This is a genomic window from Neobacillus niacini (assembly GCF_031457145.1).
Taxonomy (GTDB): Bacteria; Bacillota; Bacilli; order Bacillales; family Cytobacillaceae; genus Neobacillus; species Neobacillus niacini_J.
Map to the genome: position 1 here is coordinate 155959 of NZ_JAVDVZ010000007.1, position 22500 is coordinate 178458.

Annotated in this window: 20 protein-coding genes; 15 read left to right on the top strand and 5 right to left on the bottom strand. The window is 37.5% G+C overall.

The genetic code is table 11. The annotated features are described in order from the left end of the window. Positions 1-2 precede the first annotated feature (2 nt). The 8 genes from J2Y03_RS17495 (at position 3) to J2Y03_RS17530 (ending at position 7073) form a co-directional block, all read left to right on the top strand. Complete coding sequence (locus J2Y03_RS17495; RefSeq protein WP_310196150.1) at positions 3-2423, top strand: Na+/H+ antiporter subunit A; 2421 nt, start codon at positions 3-5, stop codon at positions 2421-2423. Then, a complete protein-coding gene (locus J2Y03_RS17500) occupies positions 2407-2832 on the top strand; it encodes a Na(+)/H(+) antiporter subunit B (protein WP_310196152.1) in 426 nt (141 codons plus the stop codon). Before J2Y03_RS17495 ends, J2Y03_RS17500 begins: the two co-directional genes overlap by 17 nt. After that, on the top strand, positions 2832-3170 hold the full coding sequence (locus J2Y03_RS17505; RefSeq protein ID WP_310196154.1) for a Na(+)/H(+) antiporter subunit C: 339 nt from the start codon (positions 2832-2834) through the stop codon (positions 3168-3170). Before J2Y03_RS17500 ends, J2Y03_RS17505 begins: the two co-directional genes overlap by 1 nt. After that, entirely contained in the window at positions 3163-4653 is a 1491-nt protein-coding gene (locus J2Y03_RS17510; RefSeq protein ID WP_310196155.1) for a Na+/H+ antiporter subunit D, read from the top strand. The genes J2Y03_RS17505 and J2Y03_RS17510 overlap by 8 nt, the downstream gene beginning before the upstream one ends. A gap of 41 nt (positions 4654-4694) precedes the next feature. Then, on the top strand, positions 4695-5174 hold the full coding sequence (locus J2Y03_RS17515) for a Na+/H+ antiporter subunit E (RefSeq protein ID WP_132092259.1): 480 nt from the start codon (positions 4695-4697) through the stop codon (positions 5172-5174). After that, positions 5171-5455, top strand: coding sequence for a Na(+)/H(+) antiporter subunit F1 (locus tag J2Y03_RS17520; protein WP_132092262.1), 285 nt, complete (start codon positions 5171-5173; stop codon positions 5453-5455). Before J2Y03_RS17515 ends, J2Y03_RS17520 begins: the two co-directional genes overlap by 4 nt. After that, complete coding sequence (gene mnhG, locus J2Y03_RS17525) at positions 5433-5795, top strand: monovalent cation/H(+) antiporter subunit G (RefSeq protein ID WP_132092265.1); 363 nt, start codon at positions 5433-5435, stop codon at positions 5793-5795. Before J2Y03_RS17520 ends, mnhG begins: the two co-directional genes overlap by 23 nt. Before the next feature lie 312 nt (positions 5796-6107). Beyond that, positions 6108-7073 (top strand): quinone oxidoreductase family protein, encoded by a 966-nt coding sequence (locus tag J2Y03_RS17530; protein WP_132092268.1) that lies wholly within the window; start codon positions 6108-6110, stop codon positions 7071-7073. Between the two features lie 66 nt (positions 7074-7139). Here the strand turns inward: J2Y03_RS17530 and J2Y03_RS17535 are convergent, their stop codons facing one another. After that, positions 7140-10223 carry an efflux RND transporter permease subunit gene (locus tag J2Y03_RS17535; protein ID WP_310196158.1) on the bottom strand — a complete coding sequence of 1028 codons (3084 nt, stop codon included), beginning with the start codon at positions 10221-10223 and terminating at the stop codon, positions 7140-7142. A gap of 174 nt (positions 10224-10397) precedes the next feature. Here J2Y03_RS17535 and J2Y03_RS17540 point away from each other — a divergent pair, with 174 nt between their 5' ends. From J2Y03_RS17540 to J2Y03_RS17565, 6 genes are all read left to right on the top strand, one after another. Next, the gene (locus tag J2Y03_RS17540) at positions 10398-10667 is read left to right on the top strand and encodes an iron-sulfur cluster biosynthesis family protein (protein WP_310196159.1); all 270 of its coding nucleotides are present in this window, start codon (positions 10398-10400) and stop codon (positions 10665-10667) included. A 180-nt stretch (positions 10668-10847) separates the two neighbouring features. Continuing rightward, positions 10848-11621, top strand: a complete 774-nt coding sequence (locus tag J2Y03_RS17545) for an IclR family transcriptional regulator (RefSeq protein WP_310196161.1) — start codon at positions 10848-10850, stop codon at positions 11619-11621. A gap of 60 nt (positions 11622-11681) precedes the next feature. Next, on the top strand, positions 11682-12569 hold the full coding sequence (locus J2Y03_RS17550) for an acetaldehyde dehydrogenase (acetylating) (protein ID WP_310196163.1): 888 nt from the start codon (positions 11682-11684) through the stop codon (positions 12567-12569). Positions 12570-12591: 22 nt separating this feature from the next. Beyond that, positions 12592-13602, top strand: coding sequence for a 4-hydroxy-2-oxovalerate aldolase (gene dmpG / locus J2Y03_RS17555; RefSeq protein WP_310196165.1), 1011 nt, complete (start codon positions 12592-12594; stop codon positions 13600-13602). A gap of 79 nt (positions 13603-13681) precedes the next feature. Next, the gene (locus J2Y03_RS17560; protein WP_310196166.1) at positions 13682-14779 is read left to right on the top strand and encodes an iron-containing alcohol dehydrogenase family protein; all 1098 of its coding nucleotides are present in this window, start codon (positions 13682-13684) and stop codon (positions 14777-14779) included. A gap of 170 nt (positions 14780-14949) precedes the next feature. Then, positions 14950-16359, top strand: a complete 1410-nt coding sequence (locus J2Y03_RS17565; RefSeq protein ID WP_132092289.1) for a GntP family permease — start codon at positions 14950-14952, stop codon at positions 16357-16359. A gap of 242 nt (positions 16360-16601) precedes the next feature. Here J2Y03_RS17565 and J2Y03_RS17570 read toward each other — a convergent pair whose 3' ends face one another. From J2Y03_RS17570 to J2Y03_RS17580, 3 genes are read right to left on the bottom strand one after another with little or no spacing between them, the layout of a single operon-like run. Beyond that, a complete protein-coding gene (locus J2Y03_RS17570) occupies positions 16602-17678 on the bottom strand; it encodes a Ger(x)C family spore germination protein (RefSeq protein ID WP_310196170.1) in 1077 nt (358 codons plus the stop codon). After that, positions 17662-18762 (bottom strand): GerAB/ArcD/ProY family transporter, encoded by a 1101-nt coding sequence (locus tag J2Y03_RS17575; protein WP_310196172.1) that lies wholly within the window; start codon positions 18760-18762, stop codon positions 17662-17664. Before J2Y03_RS17575 ends, J2Y03_RS17570 begins: the two co-directional genes overlap by 17 nt. Positions 18763-18772: 10 nt before the next feature. Further along, entirely contained in the window at positions 18773-20257 is a 1485-nt protein-coding gene (locus J2Y03_RS17580) for a spore germination protein (RefSeq protein WP_310196173.1), read from the bottom strand. Positions 20258-20378: 121 nt separating this feature from the next. On the opposite strand from J2Y03_RS17580, the gene J2Y03_RS17585 reads away from it, so the two are divergent. Beyond that, on the top strand, positions 20379-21824 hold the full coding sequence (locus tag J2Y03_RS17585) for an HD-GYP domain-containing protein (RefSeq protein ID WP_310196175.1): 1446 nt from the start codon (positions 20379-20381) through the stop codon (positions 21822-21824). Between the two features lie 77 nt (positions 21825-21901). Here J2Y03_RS17585 and J2Y03_RS17590 read toward each other — a convergent pair whose 3' ends face one another. Further along, on the bottom strand, positions 21902-22378 hold the full coding sequence (locus J2Y03_RS17590) for a glutathione peroxidase (RefSeq protein WP_310196177.1): 477 nt from the start codon (positions 22376-22378) through the stop codon (positions 21902-21904). Between the last annotated feature and the right edge of the window lie 122 nt (positions 22379-22500).

The window sequence follows — 22500 nt, forward strand, 5'->3', positions numbered from 1 at the left end:
TGATGTCAGTTTGGTTACACATTATGATTTTAATTCCATTTATATTTGCAATCGCGGTCCCCTACATTTATAAACAATTAACACCACGCATTCACACGGGATGGTTTGTCCTATTTATTCCGTTGGTGATATTTGTTTATTTCCTTTCATTCATTCCCAAAATTGCAGAAGGGAATACTTTTAGAGCAACTGTTCCTTGGATTCCGGCCTACAATATCAACTTCACAACCTATATGGATGGATTAAGCTTGATATTTGGATTATTAATTTCAGGAATTGGTGCATTAGTTATTTTTTATTCTATTTTCTATATGTCTAAACATCGTGAAGCACTAAATAATTTCTATGTGTATTTATTAATATTTATGGGAGCTATGCTTGGTCTAGTATTTTCTGATAATATCTTTGTTTTATATGTCTTTTGGGAAACAACAAGTGTATCATCTTTTTTGTTAATTGCGTACTGGTATGAACGTGAAAAATCACGTTATGGTGCACAAAAATCGATGTTAATTACGATTTTTGGCGGGCTGGCGATGTTGGCAGGCTTTATCATGCTTTCTATGATTACTGATACATATAGCATTCGTGAAATGGTAAGCAATGCAGCTGATATTTCTTCGCATTCATTGTTTGTTCCAGCAATGATATTAATATTAATCGGGGCATTTACAAAGTCAGCACAATTTCCATTTAGCATATGGTTACCGGATGCAATGGAGGCGCCTACGCCAATAAGTGCTTATTTACATTCTGCAACAATGGTGAAAGCCGGTCTTTATTTAGTGGCACGTATGACTCCGATTTTCGGTGGTGTTGCTGAATGGTTCTGGCTTGTCTCAGGGGTAGGTTTAATAACTTTATTATATGGATCTGTGAATGCAGTGAGACAAACGGACCTTAAGGCTTTATTGGCATACTCAACCATTAGTCAATTAGGATTAATTATGAGCCTTCTGGGTTTAGGTTCTGCCTCCTTGTATTACGGAGTTGGTGATGATTCGTCTGTCTATGCTATGGCAATATTCGCTGCGATTTTCCACTTAGTTAATCATTCTACATTTAAAGGCTGTCTGTTTATGGTTGTTGGTATCATTGACCATGAGACGGGAACGCGGGATATTCGCAGGTTGGGCGGCTTGATGCACCTTATGCCTATTTCCTTTACCCTAACCGTGATTGGAAGCTTTGCAATGGCTGGACTTCCACCATTTAATGGATTTTTAAGTAAGGAAATGTTTTTTGCTGCGGTAGTAAATGTATCAAATATGTCGGTGTTTAATGCAGAGGCCATTGGTCTGGCTATACCCATCATCGCATGGATTGCCAGTGTTTTTACCTTTGTTTATAGTATGATTCTTGTTTTTAAAACCTTTAGAAGGAAGAATAAACCTGAAAAATTAGGTAAGGTAGTGCATGAGGCTCCGATTGGGATGTTAATTTCTCCACTTATCCTCGGATCCCTTGTTATTATTATTTTCTTTTTTCCGAATGTCCTTTCACAAAACTTATTAATTCCTGCTTTGTATGCAGTGTTACCAACGCTGGCTGATGCAGGTGACTTGAATATAAAAATTAGTGCTTGGCATGGTTGGAATACTGAGTTGTATATGACGATTGGAGTTGTTGGGATAGGCACTTTGTTGTACGTTTATTTGAAAAAGTGGTATCGAATTTATCACTTATATCCTGACAATTTCACGTTAAATAGCCTGTATAATCTTGCCTTGGAAAAAATGGAAGGTTCATCGAAACTAGTAACTGAGCGGTATATGACAGGATTTATCCGTGATTATTTAGTATATATATTCTCGTTTATCATCCTTGTTGTCGGCGGAGCGATGTGGTTCTTTGATGGGTTTTCCTTTGACCCATCTAATGATGCTCCTATAAATTTTTTTGAAGCGGGATTGGTTATTTCAATGATCATTACTACAATAGCTGTTCTGTTTTCAAAAACCAGGCTGACTTCCATTATTGCTGTTGGTGCGCTAGGATTTCTAGTTTCATTTTTCTTTGTTCTATTTAGAGCTCCCGATTTGGCATTAACACAACTCGTTGTTGAGACGGTTACGACAGCCCTTTTCTTATTATGTTTTTACCATTTACCGCAATTGAAGAAGGAAATAAGTCGTGTACGGTTTAAGGCGGTAAATGCTTTTATTTCCATCGGAGTGGGTGCGTTGGTTACGATGGTTGCTTTATCAGCAAATTCAAATCGTCTATTTGAATCCATTTCAAGTTTTTATGAGAACTCTTATGAACTGGCGGGTGCAAAAAATATCGTAAATTCAATCCTTGTTGATTTTAGAGGATTTGATACAATGCTTGAGATTCTTGTCCTAACCATTGCTGGGCTAGGGGTATATACATTAATTAAGCTTAATGGTTCGAGGAGGGATAAAAATGAAGGTGCCGAATGATGTAATCATACGAAGCGTTACCAAAGTTGCAGTCGTCATCATTTTTACGTTTGCAATCAATCTTTTTGTTTCAGGTCATCATTTTCCTGGCGGTGGATTTATCGGTGGTCTAGCATTTTCCTCAGCCTTAATCCTTTTATTTCTAACATTTGATATTGAAACGGTTCGTAAAAATATACCAGTTGATTTTAAAGTGGTTGCAGCCGTAGGTGTGCTGATCGCTGTTCTAACAGGAGTCGGTGGGATGCTTTTTAATGCCCCGTTTTTATCACAGACATTCGGTTATTTCGATCTACCTATTTTTGGGGAAACAGAACTTGCAACAGCGGTAATCTTTGATATCGGGGTAGCGTTGGCTGTAATTGGAACCTCAATCACGATCATTTTGAGTATAGGTGATGATCGATAATGGAAACGTTAATGTCTATCCTTGTAGGTATATTATTTGCCGTTGGAACGTATTTGATTTTGATGAAAACCCTGTTAAGAATCATTCTGGGAACCTCCATCCTTGGTCATGGTGTGAATTTACTCATTATTACGATGGGAGGGTTAAAAAAGGGAGGTCCGCCGCTTCTTGGGATAAAGAACCTAACCTATGCTGATTCATTGCCACAAGCCCTTTTATTAACCGCAATCGTGATAAATTTTGCAACAACAGCTCTTTTTTTAGTGCTGAGTTATCGTGCTTATAAGGTGCTGGGCACGGATGATACAGAGCAACTGAGAGGTATTAAAAATGAATAATTTGGTCATTTTGCCAATCATTATCCCCATTATAGCGGGAATGATTATGGTGCTTTTTAGGAAAAATATAAAATTGCAGAGATTTTTAAGTGTTTTTTCTACACTAGCGATAAGTGTTTTAACACTTTTGCTAATCAGTCAAATTCATACCAAGGGAATTCAAACCCTTCATTTAGGCGGTTGGGAAGCTCCTTTTGGTGTAACCTTGGTGGCTGATATGTTTTCGAGCATACTAATTCTGGTAACAAGCATCGTTTCACTATGTTGTTTATTATATGCTTTTCACTCCATTGGAAAAGAGAGAGAAGCCAACTACTTTTACCCGCTATTTTTGTTTCTGATTACTGGGGTAAATGGCTCCTTTATCACTGGAGATATTTTTAATTTATTTGTTTGCTTCGAGGTGATGTTAGTTTCATCCTATGTGTTGATTTCACTAGGAGGCACGAAAATTCAGCTCAGGGAGTCTATTAAATATATTTTGATTAACATCATCTCTTCCTTTCTATTTCTTGTTGCGATCGCATTCCTTTATGCAATGACCGGTACCTTGAATTTTGCTCACCTCTCGATTCGTGTTGCTGAGGCGGGACAAGATGGGCTTATGACGACAGTTGCCATTCTATTTTTAATTGTTTTTAGTTTAAAAGCCGGCCTTTTTCTATTCTACTGGCTGCCAGGATCCTACAGTGCTCCTCCGACTGTGATTTCTGCTATCTTTGCAGCTTTGTTAACAAAGGTAGGAATCTATGCCATTATAAGAGTTTTCACGCTTGTCTTTTATCATGAGCCAGAGGTGACTCATTTATTTATCGGAATATTGGCTGCGGTAACGATGCTATTAGGAGCAATTGGGGCAGTCGCTTTCTGGGATATCAAAAGAATTTTAACTTATAACGTTATTGTAGGTGTTGGTTTTATTTTAGCGGGAGTCGCATCCTTTACAACGGAAGGGATGACGGGATCGCTTTACTATTTGATTCACGATATGATTGTGAAGGCGCTGATTTTCCTTTTAGGAGGAACCATCATACACCTTACTGGAACGAGTAAGCTAAGAGAAATCAGCGGTCTTATCCGTTTACACCCTGGCTTAGGCTGGATGTTTTTTATAGCGGCATTATCCTTATCAGGCATACCGCCATTAAGCGGTTTTATTGGGAAAATTTTTATAACAGAAGGCACTTTTGAAACAGGATACTTTTGGTTGGGCGGAATCGGATTGATTACGAGCCTTATGGTCTTGTATTCCATCATGAAAATCTTTATGAATGGATTTTGGGGCTACACCGACATAACGGAGGAGCAAGAGAAAGGGACAACGAAGGGGTTATTGTTACCAATAGGAATCCTTACCATATTAACGATTACGCTCGGATTAGGTGCAGAAGGAATTCATGATTACGTTGATATTGCGGTAGAAGGCTTAATGAATCCAAACCTATATATTGAAGCGGTCTTGGGCGGCAATCTTGGTCAATAAATCAAAATAGCTATCTTGGAATATGGAAAGGGGTGGTACCAATGCCCATGCAAGTATTAGTGAATTTATTAATTGGTGTAATCTGGATGTTTCTTCAGGATGATTGGAGTGTATTAACATTTTTTAGTGGATACCTATTTGGTTTATTGGTGCTTTATATATTACGCAGATATTTTTCTACTAAATTCTATTTGGTCACATTACTTGCAATCGTTCAACTTTTTTCGGTGTTTATTTATGAATTGTTTACATCCAGTATATTAGTGATTCGACAAATTCTCAGGCCAACCATCAATATTACTCCAGGGATCTTTACTTTGGAAACAGAGTTAGAAGGGGATTTAGAGGTTACATTGCTAGCGCTGCTGCTAACCTTGACCCCTGGGTCTGTTGTCGTTGAAGTTTCTTCAGATAGTAGGAAGTTTTATATACATGCAATGGATATCCCAGAATCAAGCGATGCAGTTCTCCAATCCACAGTTAAGTTTGAAAAGGCTATTAAGAAGGTGACACGAGCATGATACAGGGAATTTTAATTTGGTCATTAGTATTTCTTAGTTTTGCGATATTTGCAACTATATTTCGATTGATAAAGGGGCCGACTGCGCCAGATAGAATTCAGGCGCTGGATGCATTAGGGATTAATATCATTTCTGGAGTTGCTATTTTTTCTGTTTTTATAAGAAGCACTGCTTTTTTTGAGGTGATTTTATTAATTGGAATTCTTTCCTTTATCGGGACAATTGCCTTTGCGAGATATATTGAAAGAGGTGTGGTCATTGAGCGTAATCATTCCGAGTGAACACGTTGCTGTTTTGTTTATACTGATTGGTACCATCTTTAGCTTTTTAAGTGCAGTTGGATTAATTCGTCTCCCTGATATTTATACCCGCTCGCATGCACTTTCAAAAGGATCAACGATGGGCGTTCTTTTTACGCTTGTAGGAACCTTTTTATTTTTTTGGTTAGAAGGATATTTTAGTATTCGTTTATTTCTGGGTATATTCTTTGTATTCCTCACTGCCCCTGTAGCCGCACATGTTATTGTACGAGCAGCCCATCGTTCAAATGTCCCTCTCGCTAAGGAAAGCGTGCAGGATGATTTGAAGGCAGTAATTGGTGTAGTAAAAGAGAATAAATAAATTTCTAAAAAAAGATAAATCGTTAAAAAGAAACTGACTCAGATTAATGCTTGAGTCAGTATTTTTTATTAAGCTAGATTATTTTAAGGGTGGATTGTGCCCGAAAAATAGAGAAGAGCGAAAGTTCGGTAAGAATAAAGGGTGGATTGTGCCCGAAAAATGGAGAGGAGTGAAAGTTCGGTAAGAATAAGGCATCGAAAATCGCGAGGACGTAAAAGTTGAGTAACAATCAGGAGTGAATACGTATATATTGTTTAATATTCTTAGAACCTATACAATGATGTCTATATTTTTATATGAGGAGCATTATGAATGAAAGCACTTATCTTTGAAAAATTCGGTGGACCTGAGGTATTACAATATAAAGATATCCCAGAACCGACCATTAGTGAAAATGAAATCTTGATAAGAATGAAAACGATAGGACTAAATTTCGCAGATATATACCGTAGAAAAGGGAATTATCATTTAGCAGGAAAACCACCGTACATATTGGGTTATGAAGGTGCTGGAATCGTGGAAAAATTAGGTGCTGGAATTACCACTATAAAGGTTGGAGACAGGATTGCATTTGCAGATGTGCCATTTGCGAATGCCGAGTTAGTTGCAGTTCCTGTAGAAAAGGCCATTCCATTACCGGATGATATCTCCTATGAAACAGCTTCATCCATCTTACTTCAAGGTTTAACAGCACATTACTTAACAAAAGATAGTTTTGAAGTAAAAGCGGGACAAACTATCCTCGTTCATGCTGCAGCGGGGGGCGTTGGACAAATTCTTATCCAAATTGCAAAAATAGTAGGTGCACAAGTTATTGGTCTTACTTCTACAATGGATAAGTCTAAAGCTGCTTATTTAGCAGGAGCTGACCATGTGTTTTTATACAATGATAACTGGATTGAGAAGGTAAAGAGTGTAACAAACGATAATGGAGTAGATGTTGTTTATGATTCTGTAGGTTCTACCCTTCTGGAAAGTTTTGAAGCTGCTAAAGTTGGAGGTACAGTTGTTTTTTATGGTATGGCAGGGGGTGACCCTGCTCCAGTAGATCCTCGGATGCTCATGGATACTTCAAAAACACTAACCGGTGGGGACCTTTGGAATGTTCTTACTTCCTTCGAAGAAAGAAAAGAACGTTCAAACCAGTTATTTGATTGGATTATGGAAGGGCAATTAAAAATTCAAGATCCGACTATTTTTTCTTTACATGATGGCTCTAAAGCTCATACTTTACTCGAAAGTAGAAAAAGCATTGGTAAAATTCTATTAAAACCTTAAAAAATAATTGCTGAGGATTACTAAAAAAGCCCTGCCAGGTTTAATTCACCTAGCAGGGCTTCATAATTAATTTTCTTGGATTTCTTTACGGTTTTTCTTAAACATCTTAGATAACACTTCGTAAACAATTGGGACAACAATTAAGGTTAATAAGGTTGAACTTGTTAAACCGCCAATTACGGTAATACCAAGACCTTTGGAGATTAAACCGCCGCCGCCTTGGCCAATCGCTAATGGAATCAAAGCACCAATCGTTGCGATGGCTGTCATTAAGATTGGACGAAGACGCGTTGCACCCGCTTCAAGGATGGCTTCACGCATAGTCATCCCATCATGTTCCATACGGATGATCCTGTCTACGAGTACAATGGCATTCGTCACAACAATACCAATTAACATCAATAGACCCATCATTACAGATACGGAGATGGTTTCACCACCGATTAATAAGCCGATAAATGAGCCAATTACTGCAAATGGTAACGAGAACAGGATGGCAAACGGTGCAAGACCTTCACCGAAGGTTACAACAAGGATAAAATACACGATGGCAATTGCCGCTAACATAGCGATACCAAGCTGTGTAAATGTTTCCGTCATGTCTGCCTGAACACCTGCAACTCCAACGGTAACTCCTTTTGGTAAATCTAATTTATCAATCTCTTTATCTACTTGAGATGTTGCTTTTGAAATATCTTCATCAATGATCGTTCCTGATACAGTTGCATAGTACTCGCCTTTACTACGTGCAAGGGTATTCAACGTTGTACCTTTCTCAATTTTTACAAGTTCAGAAAGAGGCATTGTTGTACCAAGTGCAGTCGGAACTTTTGTTTCTAACATTTCATCAATTGACTTTGGCTGTGCCGCTTGTTCTTGTTGAACAATTACTTCAAGTGTGTCACCGTCTTTTTCAACGGTTGTTAACACTTCTTGTGTTTTATTTGGGTTTAACATCATTACAATTTGACCAGTGGTTAAACCATATTGCAGTAATTCGTCTTGTTCAATTTTAAATACATACTCCACATATGCATCCTCAGCACTAGTAGAAACATCTTCTAGGCCGTCATTTTTCTTCATAACCTCTTCTACCTGACCTACAGCATCATGTAGCTTATCTAAATCATCACTGTAGAATGTATAGCTGACTTCATTTGTAGCCATCGACATGGAAGTAAAGTTTTGTGACTTCCATTCACCTGATTGTCCGATATTGAACACATACTCCTCAATTTCCTTACGAACTTCTGGGAAGTTTTCCATTTCTGGATCAAAGATGAGGTACATTAACGCACCATCTCCGCCGCCGCCCATCATGGCAGCCATTGGATCTCCGCTTTCCGTTACGGAAATTTGAACAATATCAATATCATCACGTTTAAGCATCTCTTCTTCTATAACTTCAACATTGGTTAATGTATCTTCTTTTAAATCGCCTGTTCCTGGCGTGTACGTTAAGTACATTACTTTTTCTTCTTCACTGCCCATGAAGCTAAAACCAATTAGTGGTGTTAACGCTAAGCTACCTGCTAAAAGTACTATTGAAATAATAGAAGTAATGATTTTATGATTAAGGGTCCATTTAAGGATTCCTTTATACCAAGTAGCTAATTTCCCAGCCTCTTTATGATGGCTTTCTGTCTTTTCACTATATAGCTTCTTCTTAAATAAGAAGTGAGCTAATGCTGGAACCACTGTGATTGCAATAATTAGCGAAGCTCCGAGTGCAAACGTCATGGTCAATGCGAATGGCATGAACAATTCACCTACCATGCCACCAACGAAGATAAGTGGTGCAAATACGGCAACTGTTACTAATGTTGATGATAAAATTGGTTTGAACATTTCAATGGTCGCTTCACGTACCAGTGCGCGCCCCGTTAATTTCTCTTCTTTTAAATGCAAACGACGATAAATGTTTTCAACGACGACGATGGAGTCATCAATGACACGTCCGATTGCAACGGTTATCGCCCCAAGTGTCATAATATTTAGCGTAATATCCAGCCAGTTTAGCAGCAATAATGCCATGAAAATTGAAACTGGAATGGATACGATTGAAATAATAGTTGATTTAACATCACGAAGGAATAATAGGATAATTAATACTGCGATTAGTCCACCGAATAGTGCTTTTTCAACCATTGTTGAAACCGATTCTTCAATCGGAGCACCTTGGTCAAGAGTTATATCAATCGTAAGACCCTCGATTTTCGCTTGTTCATCTTTTACTAATTCTTTGACCTTGTTTACAACATCAACAGTATTATCCTGCTGGCCTTTGACAATTTGAATGGCTATAGCATTTTCACCATTGGTACGGGATACCGATTGAACTCGGCCAACTGTATCAATAGAAGCAATCTCACTAAGTTGTACAAAGGGTTGTGGATTTGTTGCTGATGGTGTTACAGGAATTAGCATTTCCTTTAATTCGTCTGCGGTCATGAACTTACCGTCGATGGAAACAGCCTGTTCACCTTCTTCAAATTCGTAAAGTCCTAATGAAACAGCTAAGTTACTTGCTTGTATCATTTGTTTGACCTTATCTTCCTCTAAGCTAAATTCAGCCATTTTAGCAGCATTATAGGTTAGCTCCACCTCTTCGATATGCTGACCAGTAATTGTTGCAGAGGCTACGCCGTCGAGTTTATCAATTTTCGGAAGTAAGATTTCTTCAACGGTTGATGTTAATTCAACAATATCCTCTGTAGAACTGCTAACGCTTAATGCAACAACTGGCATCATGTTCATGCTGATTGCTGTAATAACTGGCTCCTGTGCCCCTTCAGGTAAAGCCACAGCATCAATCGCTGACTCTAACGCACGTTTCGCCTCAGCCATATCTTCTCCGTATTCATATTCAACCTGTAGATTTGCCATATTGGAATATGAATTAGAATAAACCGATTTAACACCTTCAAGGCCTTCGACGGCTCTCTCTAAAGGCATCGAAATATCATCCATTACTTGCTCAGGAGTTGCTCCAGGATATACACCCATTACCATTAGAAATGGAATTGAAATATCAGGTATCGTCTCCGTTTTCATTCGTGTGCCTGAATAAATTCCTGATACGGTAATAATTATCGTAAGCAACCAGACTGCAAGTTTATTTTTTAGAACAAAATTTACTAAACCTTTCACTATGACACCTACCCTTAATTGACTTTTGACCCATTGATAATAATACTGACTAACCGGTCAATTGTCAATAAAGCATCAAGTTTTGACTAATTGGTCAGAAGGGGATGTGCACAGGAGTTCTGGTTGAATTTGTGCTATATTTAATTCTAGATATAAACATAAGGGGGGGATTATATGTTTACTTTTACAGAAGCGGCAAAAGAAGAAATAATAAAGAGACTTGAACAGCAAGAGGCAAATCACTTTATTCGATTGCAAATGCGAAAAAGTTGTTTTATGAAAGTGAAATTGACGCTCGAAGCAGCAATAGAATCAAATGATAGGAAAATTGAAAAGGAAGGTTTGACTTTTATCATCGACAATGGCGAGTGTCATTATTTCAACAATAAAAAGTTAGATTTTATACCCGATCAAACAGGTTTTAAACAGTTTGAAGTTTTGTAAGTTATCAATAGATAAAAAGAGCCCAAATTCTTAAAAAGAATTGGGTTCTTTTTTAATTAAATTATGTCAAAATAATGAACTTAAACTAATTGACATACAATAAAATGCGAGTTAGTATAAATGTATCGATTAGATTTTTACGAACGCCGTTCGATAATGGCGAACGAAAGAAGGAAGATAATGTCTGAACGTTTAATTCAATCGATTGAAAGGGCAGCTGATGTCCTTGAATTGTTTTTGATCACGAGTCCAGAACTAAGTGTTAAAGAAATAAGTGAAAAGCTTCAATTATCAAAAAGTACCGTCCATGGGATTATTAAGACCTTGGAACATAGAGGTTACTTGCAGCAGAATCCAGAGGATTTGAAGTATAAGCTGGGAATTAAACTTTTCACATTAGGTAATTTTGTTGGTAAACATCTCGATATTGGGAACATAGCAAGACCCATTATTAGAGATTTGGCTGATGAATTAAATGAAACCGTTCACTTAGTCACCTTTCAGCGCGATGAAGTTGTTTATATTGAAAAAGTAGAAGGTCCAAGTGCTCTTACAATTTACTCCCATATTGGAAAAAGAGCACCCGTTCATTGTACAGGTGTGGGTAAAGCAATACTCGCTCATTTAAGTGAAAAAGAGGTTGATCGGCTATTATCATCCGTAAGTTTAGAAGCATTTACAGAGTACACGATGACAGATATTAATCAAATTAAAAAACATTTAGTTTCTGTTCGTGAGACTGGGTATGCTGTCGATGATGAAGAAATCGAACTAGGACTGAAATGCATAGCCGGACCGATATTTAATCATAAAGGAAATGTAATCGCTTCAATTAGCTGTGCGGCGCCTAAAATGAGACTTGATGAGGAGAAGCTTCCTAGGGTAATAGCGGGGATTAAGAGAGCTGCATCTGAGGTTTCAAAATCTCTTGGTTATAAAGGGAACATCTTTTAAAAAGTAGCTAGAGGAAAGAAAACATACAAATATAAAGTGAATTCAAGGAGGAGAATTATTTTGTCAAAAGTAAAAGTAGCTGTTCTTGGCTCAGGTAACATTGGTACAGATTTAATGATTAAACTTGGTCGCTCTGAATTATTAGAATTAACTGCTGTAATTGGGATTGACCCACAATCAGATGGTTTACGCCGTGCAAGAGAAATGGGTTATGCAGGGGTAGACACTGGAATTGATGGTTTCCTAGCAGATCCTACATTAAAAGCTGATATTGTTTTTGATGCAACTTCAGCCAAAGCTCATCTATATAATGCAAAGGTGTTAAAAGATGCTGGCATTAAAGTAATTGATATGACGCCTGCAGCGGTTGGTCCATATGTATGTGCTGCGGTTAACATTAACGAGCATTTAGAGAAGGATAATATCAATTTAATTACATGTGGCGGACAAGCGACCATTCCAATGGTACATGCAGTAAACCGTGTAAGCTCTGTAGAATATGCTGAAATCGTTGCAACTATCTCAAGTAAGAGTGCAGGTCCTGGAACTCGTGCTAATATCGATGAATTTACTGAAACAACTTCTCGTGCGATTGAAGTAGTTGGTGGAGCGAAAAAAGGGAAGGCAATTATGATTTTAAACCCTGCTGAACCACCAATCATGATGCGTGATACTGTTTATACCCTTGTAGAAGAAGGGAAAATGGACGAAGAGGGAATTAGAAAATCCATTGCTGAAATGACAGAAGTAGTTCAATCCTATGTTCCTGGCTATCAGCTTCGTACGGAACCTATTTTCGAAGGTAATAAAGTAACTATCTTTATTCAAGTCGAAGGTGCTGGTGATTACCTTCCTAAATATTCAGGAAACCTTGATATTATGACAGCTGCAGGTGTAAGAATTGCTGAAGAGTTTGCTAAAAATCTATTAAAGAAAGAAACTATTTAAGCGGTAGAAAGGGGTAAATAAAATGACAAACGAAAGAGATATTCTTATCACCGAGGTAGCATTACGAGATGGAAGCCATGCGGTTTCTCACCAATTTACAGTGGATCAAGTACTTAAAGTAGCAAAAGCATTGAATGATGCAAATGTTCCATATATCGAAGTATCACACGGCGATGGTTTAGCAGGATCATCCTTACAATATGGTCTATCACGTACAAATGAATTGGAATTAATCGAAGCTGCCGTTTCTGTTGCAGATAAGTCAAAAATTGCTGTCCTATTATTGCCAGGTATCGGTACGTTGCACGAATTGAAAGAAGCGGCAAATTTAGGAGCAAAGATGGCTCGTATCGCAACACATGTAACAGAAGCTGACGTGGCTCCGCAGCATATCGCTTATGCAAAAGAATTAGGCATGGAGACGGTTGGGTTTTTAATGATGAACCATATGGCTCCAGTGGAAAAGTTAGTAGAACAAGCTAAATTAATGGAAAGCTATGGAGCAGATTCGGTCTACGTAGTAGACTCAGCTGGTTACCTGCTGCCAGGTCAAGTTCGCGAACGAATTCGTGCACTTAAACAATCTGTAGGCATTAACATTGGTTTCCACGCTCATAACAATTTATCTCTTGCGATGGCGAATACACTTGTTGCGATTGAAGAAGGAGCTACACGTATTGACGGAAGTGTTCGCTGCTTAGGAGCAGGTGCCGGTAATACGCAAACAGAAGTACTTATTGCCGTTTGTGAACGTATGGGAATCAAAACGGGGGTAGATTTATATAAAATGATGGATTTAGCTGAAGACATCATTGCACCAATATTACCAGTGCCGCAAGAAATTACAAAAGACAGTTTAACTCTTGGTTATGCGGGTGTTTACTCAAGCTTTGCCCTTCATTCAAAACGTGCTGCTGAAAGATATGGTGTAGATTCTCGTGATATTTTAATTGAATTAGGCAAGCGTAAAGTAGTTGGCGGTCAAGAGGATATGATCGTTGAAGTAGCTGCAGAACTTGCTAAAAACAAGTAATAGCCTTTTTTGACCTAAAAATGGTTTTCTAAATCTTTTTTTAATAGAATGAATCACCTGTAAGTGAGGAGTGGAGAATTTGAAATCATTTTCTGTACATGGAGCACCGAGTGAGTATATTTTCAGTGAAGGTGTTTTAGAACAGCTACAATCAAAATTGATTGAAAGAGGCTTAAAAAAGGTACTTATCGTTCATGGTGTAAAATCATGGGAGGCTGCTAAACCATTTTGGCCAGAGCTGAACGATATCGAAGTTGAAGAATATGTCTATGGCGGGGAATGCTCTCTATCAGAAATAGACAAAGTGGCTAATCTTGTTGAGGAAAATTCATTTGATGGTGTGATCGCGGTAGGCGGGGGAAAGGTTCTTGATCTTGTTAAAGCTACATGTAATCAGACCCATCGCCAAGCGATCCTAGTTCCAACGCTTCCCTCAAATTGTTCGCCATGGGCAGCTGTAAGTGTTCTTTATGATGATGCAGGAACTTTTATTCGATACGACGTTTATCCAGTAAGTGCAAGCCTTGTATTGATCGAACCTAGAATTTTGATTGATGCACCTGTAAGCATGCTCATTGCAGGTATTGGTGATACTCTTGCGAAGTGGTATGAAGCAGATGTTCAGATGTCTGGGATCGATAACAAGCCTGTTCCTTTACAAATTTCCTATTTTGCTGCAAAGCAGTGTAAAGATCTGCTGCTACAGCATTCGAAGGGTGCTATAAGTGCTGCAAAAGCTGGACAATTGAATGATGATTTCATGAAGGTAGTTGAGACGATCATCACGATGGCTGGTTTAGTTGGTGGATTTGGCGATTATTATGGCAGGGTTGCTGCGGCTCATTCCATTCATAACGGATTAACAATTTTAGAAGAAACGCATCATGCATTGCACGGAGAAAAAGTAGCGTATGGAATCCTTGTTCAACTTGTACTTGAAGGAAAATGGGATGAAATTGAACAGTTAATTCCGATTTATCGTGACTGGGGACTTCCAATTTCTGTATCGGAAATTGGTGTGCAAAATCTTACTCAAGATATGATCACAGCAGTAGCTCAAAAAGCTGTTATTCCTGAGGAATCCATCCATGTAATGCCAATGGAAATTACTGCTGAGAAAGTGGCTTCTGCCATTTCAGAACTTGAAAATAAAGTAGCTGTTTTGAATTATAGTTAATTAATAGTGGATGAAAGTGAGATTTCATCCACTATTAAACTGATATTATCTTTATTTATCTTTTCGAAAGCGTTTTAACCCATATTTTAAATTATTAATCTATTGTATTTTTTGAAAATTTTTATTAAACCAAAGACAACAAGTACGACTTAGGGATGAGGGGAAATTTTATGGAGTTAGTTATCATTTTATTAGCACTAGGTTTGCTAATGTTTATCGCATATCGAGGATTCACAGTTATCATTTTTGCACCTATTTGTGCGTTATTTGCTGTACTTTTAACAGAACCCGGATGGATTCTACCTTTTTACTCTAATGTGTTTATGGGTAAAATGGTTGAATATATTCAGCTTTATTTTCCAATCTTCTTATTAGGAGCCATTTTTGGTAAAGTAGTAGAAATGTCAGGGCTTGCTAAATCTATTGCTTCTACCATCGTTCAAGTCGTTGGTCAAAAAAGAGGAATGTTAGCCATCGTTATACTTGCTGCTCTTTTAACATACAGTGGAGTTAGCTTAGTGGTGGTAGCATTTGCAGTCTATCCATTTGCTGCACATCTTTTCAGACAAGGAAATATTCCAAAGCGTTTAATTCCAGGTACTATTGCACTTGGTTCATTCACCTTTACAATGGATGCATTGCCTGGTTCACCACAAGTACAAAACGTCATTCCAACAAGCTTCTTTGGAACAGATCTATATGCTGCACCTACGCTTGGGATTATCGGAGCCATTTTTATCTTCGTACTTGGAATGTGGTATTTAAACTCTCGTCGTATTAAAGCAGAAAAAGCTGGTGAAGGTTATGATAGCTTCGGAACAATCAAAGAAGCAAATGAAGTAACCATTAATTTAGAGGAACAAGAAAGTATCGGCCGTAAGATTTTTGCATTTGTTCCTGTTGTATTAGTAGCAGTTTTAAACAAAGTATTATCAACAATTATTCCTAAATGGTATCCAAATGGTTTCGACTTTGAAGCCATTGGAATGAGTTTTCCAAGCATTGTAACTTCAAAGGTTATTGGAATCTGGTCTGTTGAAATCGCCCTTTTAGTTGGTATTATCGCTACTATTCTTTATAACCGCAAACCTGTTATTATGAATTTCAAAGATGGAATGAGAGTCGGAGTAGCAGGTGCGCTTCTTGCTATTATGAACTCTGCAACAGAATATGGATTTGGAGCTGTTATTTCAAATTTACCTGGTTTTTCTATCGCAAGAGATGGGATTGCTAAAGTATTTGGTCATCCATTACTAAACGGAGCTGTTACCACCAATATTCTTTCTGCTATTTCTGGTTCAGCATCCGCTGGTATTGCCATCACACTTGGGATGATGTCAGAAAAATATATTGAACTAGCAAATCAATTCGATATTCCACTAGAAGTTATGCACCGTGTCATTTCCATGGCTTCCGGAGGTATGGATACACTGCCGCATAACGGAGCCGTTATTACCTTATTGGCGATAACTGGTTTAACACATAAGCAATCATACCGTGATATTTTTGCCATTACGATTATTAAAACAATCGCAGCATTCTTCATCATTGCCGTTTATCTGTTGACTGGAATCGTTTAAGTATTATATAAGCAAGTAGTCATGTCTAATTGTGGACAAGTCTACTTGCTTTTTTATTTATGGCTGTTTTCGTAAATAATTTTGTTAAAATCCTAAAGCCGATTTTAACGCGGAACAAACTATTTTTGTGTTTGAAATTAAGATAGCAGGCTCTTTTCTTACATTTGAAGGCTATTTTAATCATAGCTCATTTAAGCGATTTTAATCTCCAAAAGCAACAAAGTTTAAGAAAAGAGCCTTATTTATTCAATTACACCAGATTCTGAGATTTTGACATCCGCTTTTATCTTTACCACAAGATCTTTATATTGATTTTTTCGCCAATTATTGAAATCGAAATTTCTGGTCTGTGTTTTTACAAAATGACCAAATCCTATAGGGTCTAATTGTTTATCTTTAAAACGCTTTATCAGTTTAAGGGATTCCTTCTTAATGTCCTTTTCGAATTGTTTTTGTAATCCCTCTATCGTTTTTGGTGTGAGTTCTTGACCGGTAAATTCATTGATAATTCCATCAACTTTTATATGAATTGTGACTTCGGTTGGATTTCTTTTAGTCAATTCAAAATTATGGGAAGAATGAATGCTACGTACAGCTGCTTCACCACTATCTATTTTGACAAGATGCATACCTTCACTGTATTTGTCTACTAGCAACTTGAAAAAAAACATTTCCTTCGGTTCAATCAGATCAACCATTTTTCCATGTTTAAGGAGGGATATCCCATTAATTTCCATTTTATTTTTTCCAATTTGTTTCAGCTGCGGAATAAAGGGCGTTTTTCCTTCTTGATAAAAATCAGTAAGAAACAGTTCCAGATTTGATTTTGGCAGATCTTCATTTCTGATATTATGTTCCATCAATTTTGAAATATAGGTGGCAGTTCCTCTTATTCCATATTGTCCAGCAAGTAATTCCTTCGTTTCTCCGTCTACCATGGCTAAATAGAGACCAGACCCAATTGATGGGTCCCTTTGAAAGGCGTCAACCAATGGCAGAATTCCTAATTTTTCGGTTAAGGTCTTACTAAATAAGAGCACCTCAATGCTTCCGGTTACAATTGGATCAGCTGTTTGTCGTTGAATATCCTGCAGAATGGACTTAGTAATCTCAGCTTTTGTCGAGAAGGTATTGCTTTTAGGTGGTTGATCAGGCAGGTAAACGGGAATGACAACTGTGCCAAGGATGTTTTTTTTGTCAATATAGTCGAAGCCTATTCCTTCAATTAAGCTAATATCATCTAATACCTCTTTCTTGACACAGCCAATTAGGTTAAGGGCTAGGAAAACAGAGGCAATCAATTTAAGTATGCTTCTCACGATTTCTCACCTTCTTCGCTATTAACGTACCTGCAAACAATAATGGAACGTATATGAAATTGAAGTAAAAACCAACCTTTCCTGTATAATCTGTCAGTATATTAATTTGTCCTCTTGTTGATATCAAACTGGTGGCTATTAAACAAAGAATGGCAATGGCCGGAACCGATGTTTTTTGGCGAATGGAAAATAGCTGTTTGGCTAATCGACTTGCACACCATAAACAAATACATATATTGGGTAATATCACTAAACCCCAGTTTGAAACTCCGATATATTCAAAGCGTTCAACGAAAGGTAATTTAATAATTTTCCACATTGCCAATGTAGGCCATATGTTTTTTTGCAATTGTGCCTCTGGAAAAAAGCCAAAGGCTAGAATAGCCAAATAGATACAAAGCATTGTTGTATATAATGCTCCAAAGTGAGCCCACTTTTTACTCCTCTCTGGGTTTTGAATGAACGGATAAAAAAATAATAAGGTTTCAAATCCTAATAGGGTAAACGACATATCACGACTAGCAAGCAGTAACTCCTTTACCGAATGATCGAAAATTGGCAGGAGATTGGTAAAGTCAGCATACGGAATGATCACAACAAACAATACAGCAATGTAGAATGGTAATATGATCGAAAAAAAGGCAATCCCCGCTACCGTCCTAAAACCCCCAAACACAATATAGATAACTAAAATATGAAAGACAAGAGCAAACCAAAATGTTCTTAGTTCTGGAAACATCCATACTTGAACAACCTCTATGTAGCTGCGCAAGATGGCTACGGTAAATAAACAAAAATAAAGGATAAAAAAGCTACTAAAGATTTTCCCGATTTTTTTTCCAAGTACAAAGGTATGAATCGAAGTCATGTCGCCATCTGCTATTTTTAGCATTTTAAACATCATCCACAAAAGTATATGGACAAACAAACCCGATAGAATGATGGACATCCAAGCATCATATCCTGCGGTTTTAGCGATAAATCTTTGAAATCCTAGAATACCTACCCCTGACTGCATGGTATGAATAAGAAAAAATACGAGAAAAGGAGATATCTTTTTACTATCTGGAACGTTAGAATTCATAGTGGTCCCTCTATTCATCTTCAATATCTTTCTTGTACTTTGCAGCCTTTTTATGAAAACGATTGGGTTGCTTTGTGTTCAGCAGGAATGGTCGTTTTCTTTGTTTATCAAAAGATAACCGTATAAAAGCATCTTTAAGGTCCTGCATCCTAGGAGGGTACAAAGGTTCTAAATAAGGCCTTCCTAGTGAAGTAAGTCGAATAAGGTGGGTCAATAAAAAACAAAAGCAGACTACTATTCCCAGGAGTCCCCAAACTTCCGCAAAAAGTAAAAAGGGAAAGCGCAGTAATCGAATCGTGTTGCCTATTCTGTAGACTGGGGTTGTAAAAGAAGCGAGTGCTGCTAAGGCAATGAAAATTAATAGAATGTTACTCGTAAGACCAGCTTGGACACTAGCCGTTCCAATAACAATCCCGCCAACGATACCAATTGTCTGACCGACCTTTGTCGGCAATCTTGCTCCTGCTTCTCGTAAAAGCTCAATCGTTAATTCCAGAAATAAGGCCTCCAAAATAGGGGGGAAGGGAATGGCTCTACGAGAGGCTACTAAGGTATTCATTAAGTCTATCGGTATTAATTCATAATGATAACTAAGAGTTGCCACATATACTGGAGTAACCAAAATAGAAAACACAACAGCAAATAATCGAATTAAGCGAAAAAAGGAAGATAGTATCCAATTTAAGTAATAATCCTCAAATGAGCTAAAAAATTCAACCAGTGTGGTGGGTCCTATTAATGCATGTGGTGAACCATCAACGAAAATGGCTACTTTGCCTTCTGCAAGTATGGCAGAAATTCGGTCTGGTCTTTCCGTGTCAAGAAGCTGTGGGAATGGTGAATTTTGATTATCTGAAATAATTTGAACAATATAGGAGCTATCTGTAATCTCATCAAATTCAATGTCTTCAATTCGCTGCCGGACTGTATTTACATTCTCGGGATTTGTAATCCCATCTATGTAAAGAATAGCTACTTTTGTCTTAGAAAGTGTTCCGACCGTTAATTTTTCCATAATTAATTCTTTAACTGGAACTCTTTTTCTTATTAGATTAAGATTCTGATCAAGTGATTCTACAAAGGACTCCTTTGGACCGATTACGCTGAATTCAACTTCTGGGAGGCTCACGTTTCGCCCGATTTCTTTCCGGGCTCCTAAAAAACAAAACTTGTTTTCTTTACCACTTACAGTTAATAGGACAGATCCGGTAAAGAGCTTATCTTCAATCTGCGAGATATCCTCTGAGAGTTGGATATCAGCAAGAGGAATAATTTGTTTGGCATCTTCAATTTGTTTGAAGTTTTCTTCCAATAAATAGGGCAGGACACTTTCTTGAATTGTTTTCGAATCAACAAGAGTGGCCAAAAATTTCAACGTAAAAGAAACGTTGGTTTTATTGTTAAAATACTCAATGCATTTAAAATCATCGGATTTTGCTAAGAGCTTATCCAAATTTTCCTTTTCGTGATTTTTGTTTTTAAAAAGATTAAACATACTTCTTCTCCTTTTTTGGAAGAGGCTAAGTGTAGTGTTACCAAAATTGGAAAGTTTATGATACTGAACAGCTATGGTTCGCAGTATAATAGTCGTAATAAGTAATTTCGGGGGAATTTTGATGAGACATAATAGCTTTATTGGCCCATTGGCTGCCATTTTAGTTCCTTATCTAACCTTTGAGGCTTTTCATTTGGGTTATTTTAAGGATTTGATTTTCTCCAAACCAATGGGACATTTTTATATCGTAAGTCTAGTGTCTATTTTAGCCGCTATTATTTCTGTTGCAGTAGGAATTGCTGGGAGGAGGTTACGAAATATACAAGTAAGTTTCCTGGCATTATCATTTCTATCTCTTGGATTAATGTTTTCGATTCATGGTCTTTCTACTCCCAATTTCATACATGGTTTCACCCATTTGCCTGGAATATCTTCGCAATTAAGTATGCTGCTGGCAACAGTCTGGCTATGTTTATCTTCCATGCCATCAGATCATCCAATAGTTGAATTCTTCGCAAGAAGGCAGAGGCTGCTCTTACCGGGATGGACAGTTGCTTTAACTATTTTTGGGTCTATAGGGATGCTTTATCCGAATATTGTTGATATCATTCCGTTAAATGCAGATCCTTTAACTATCATTATTACAATCATTATCTTAACGTTAAACAGCTTTACGATTTACCGCTATTACCAATCATATAGATACACTAGGTTTCCTTTGCAGATAGCCATTGTCTATAGCTCAGGCTGGATAATGGTCTCACAATTAATTATGGTAAGAGGAGTACAGTGGGCATTCAGTTGGTGGATTTACCACTTTCTATTACTTGCAGCAATGATTATTATGATTATTGGCTTAGTTAAACAATATGCTGTAAAAGGAACACTTGCAGAGTCGATTCGTTCTCTGTTTACCAATGATCCTTTTGAACGGATTACGAATAGTATTTCTCCTAGTGTTAAAAATTTGGTGACTGCTACCGAAAAGAAAGATACCTACACAGCAGGACATACCTTTAGGGTTACCATGTATGCTTTAAAGCTTGCGGAGGAACTTAACTTGAAACCTGAACAACTTCGAGCAATTGTTCAAGGAGGACTTGTTCATGATGTAGGTAAAATAAAAGTACCTGATGAAATACTTAATAAACCGGGGAAATTACTTGATGAAGAAAGGGCTCTGATTGAAAAGCATCCTGTATATGGTTATGAAATGTGCAGGAACCTTGGATTTATGAAGGAAGAGCTGAGCATAATCAGATCTCACCATGAAAAGTGGGATGGAAGCGGGTATCCAGATAGATTAAAAGGGAATGAAATCCCTCTCTATTCTAGAATAATGGCGGTCGCAGATGTATATGATGCACTTACATCAGAACGTTCTTACCGTAAAGCGTGGTCACATCTTGAAACGATGAAGTTTATGGAAGAAAACAAAGGAACTCATTTTGATCCTCTATGTGTCGATGCATGGGAACAGCTTTGTTTGCGCAGTCCTGAAGTTTATCTGTATCCTTCGCAGGTAATCAAAGAAGAGACTACCATCCAAAAGCTTTCTTTATTCTAATCATTCATGTTCCGATAAATCTAGATGAAATTAAGAAAGCTGTCCAGCCTATTGGACAGCTTTCTTAGGTTGAATGATTAAAATAATTTAACCAAATCGTCTTCAATTTTAACAGGTTCTGTCGTTGGGGCATAACGCTCTACAACCTGCCCGTTCTTATCAACTAGAAACTTAGTAAAGTTCCATTTAATATTTTTTGAAAGAAGTCCTTTTTTCTGTTCTTTTAAGTGGTTGAATAATGGATCAGCATGCTCGCCATTTACATCAATTTTTGCAAGGATAGGGAAGGTTACTCCATAATTTAACTGGCAAAACTGAGTGGTTTCATCAATATTAGCAAATTCTTGATTGTTAAATTGATCACAGGGAAAGCCTAATATCTCTAAACCACTGTCCTTGTACTTTTCATATAATTCCTGAAGACCTTTGAATTGGGGTGTAAGCCCGCACTTGCTCGCAGTATTAACGATGATTAATGGTTTTCCTTCGTATTCCTTAAGGGATTTTTCCTCACCATTTGTCATTTTTACAGTAAAATCATAAACAGTTTTCATTGCGGCTCCTCCTAAATAACATGTAACGGGTCGTGTGTGATTTTAATGGTACACGATAAAATTAAAAACAACAATAAAAAAGCAGTATCCCAAATTAAATGAGATACTGCTTTTACGTTGGA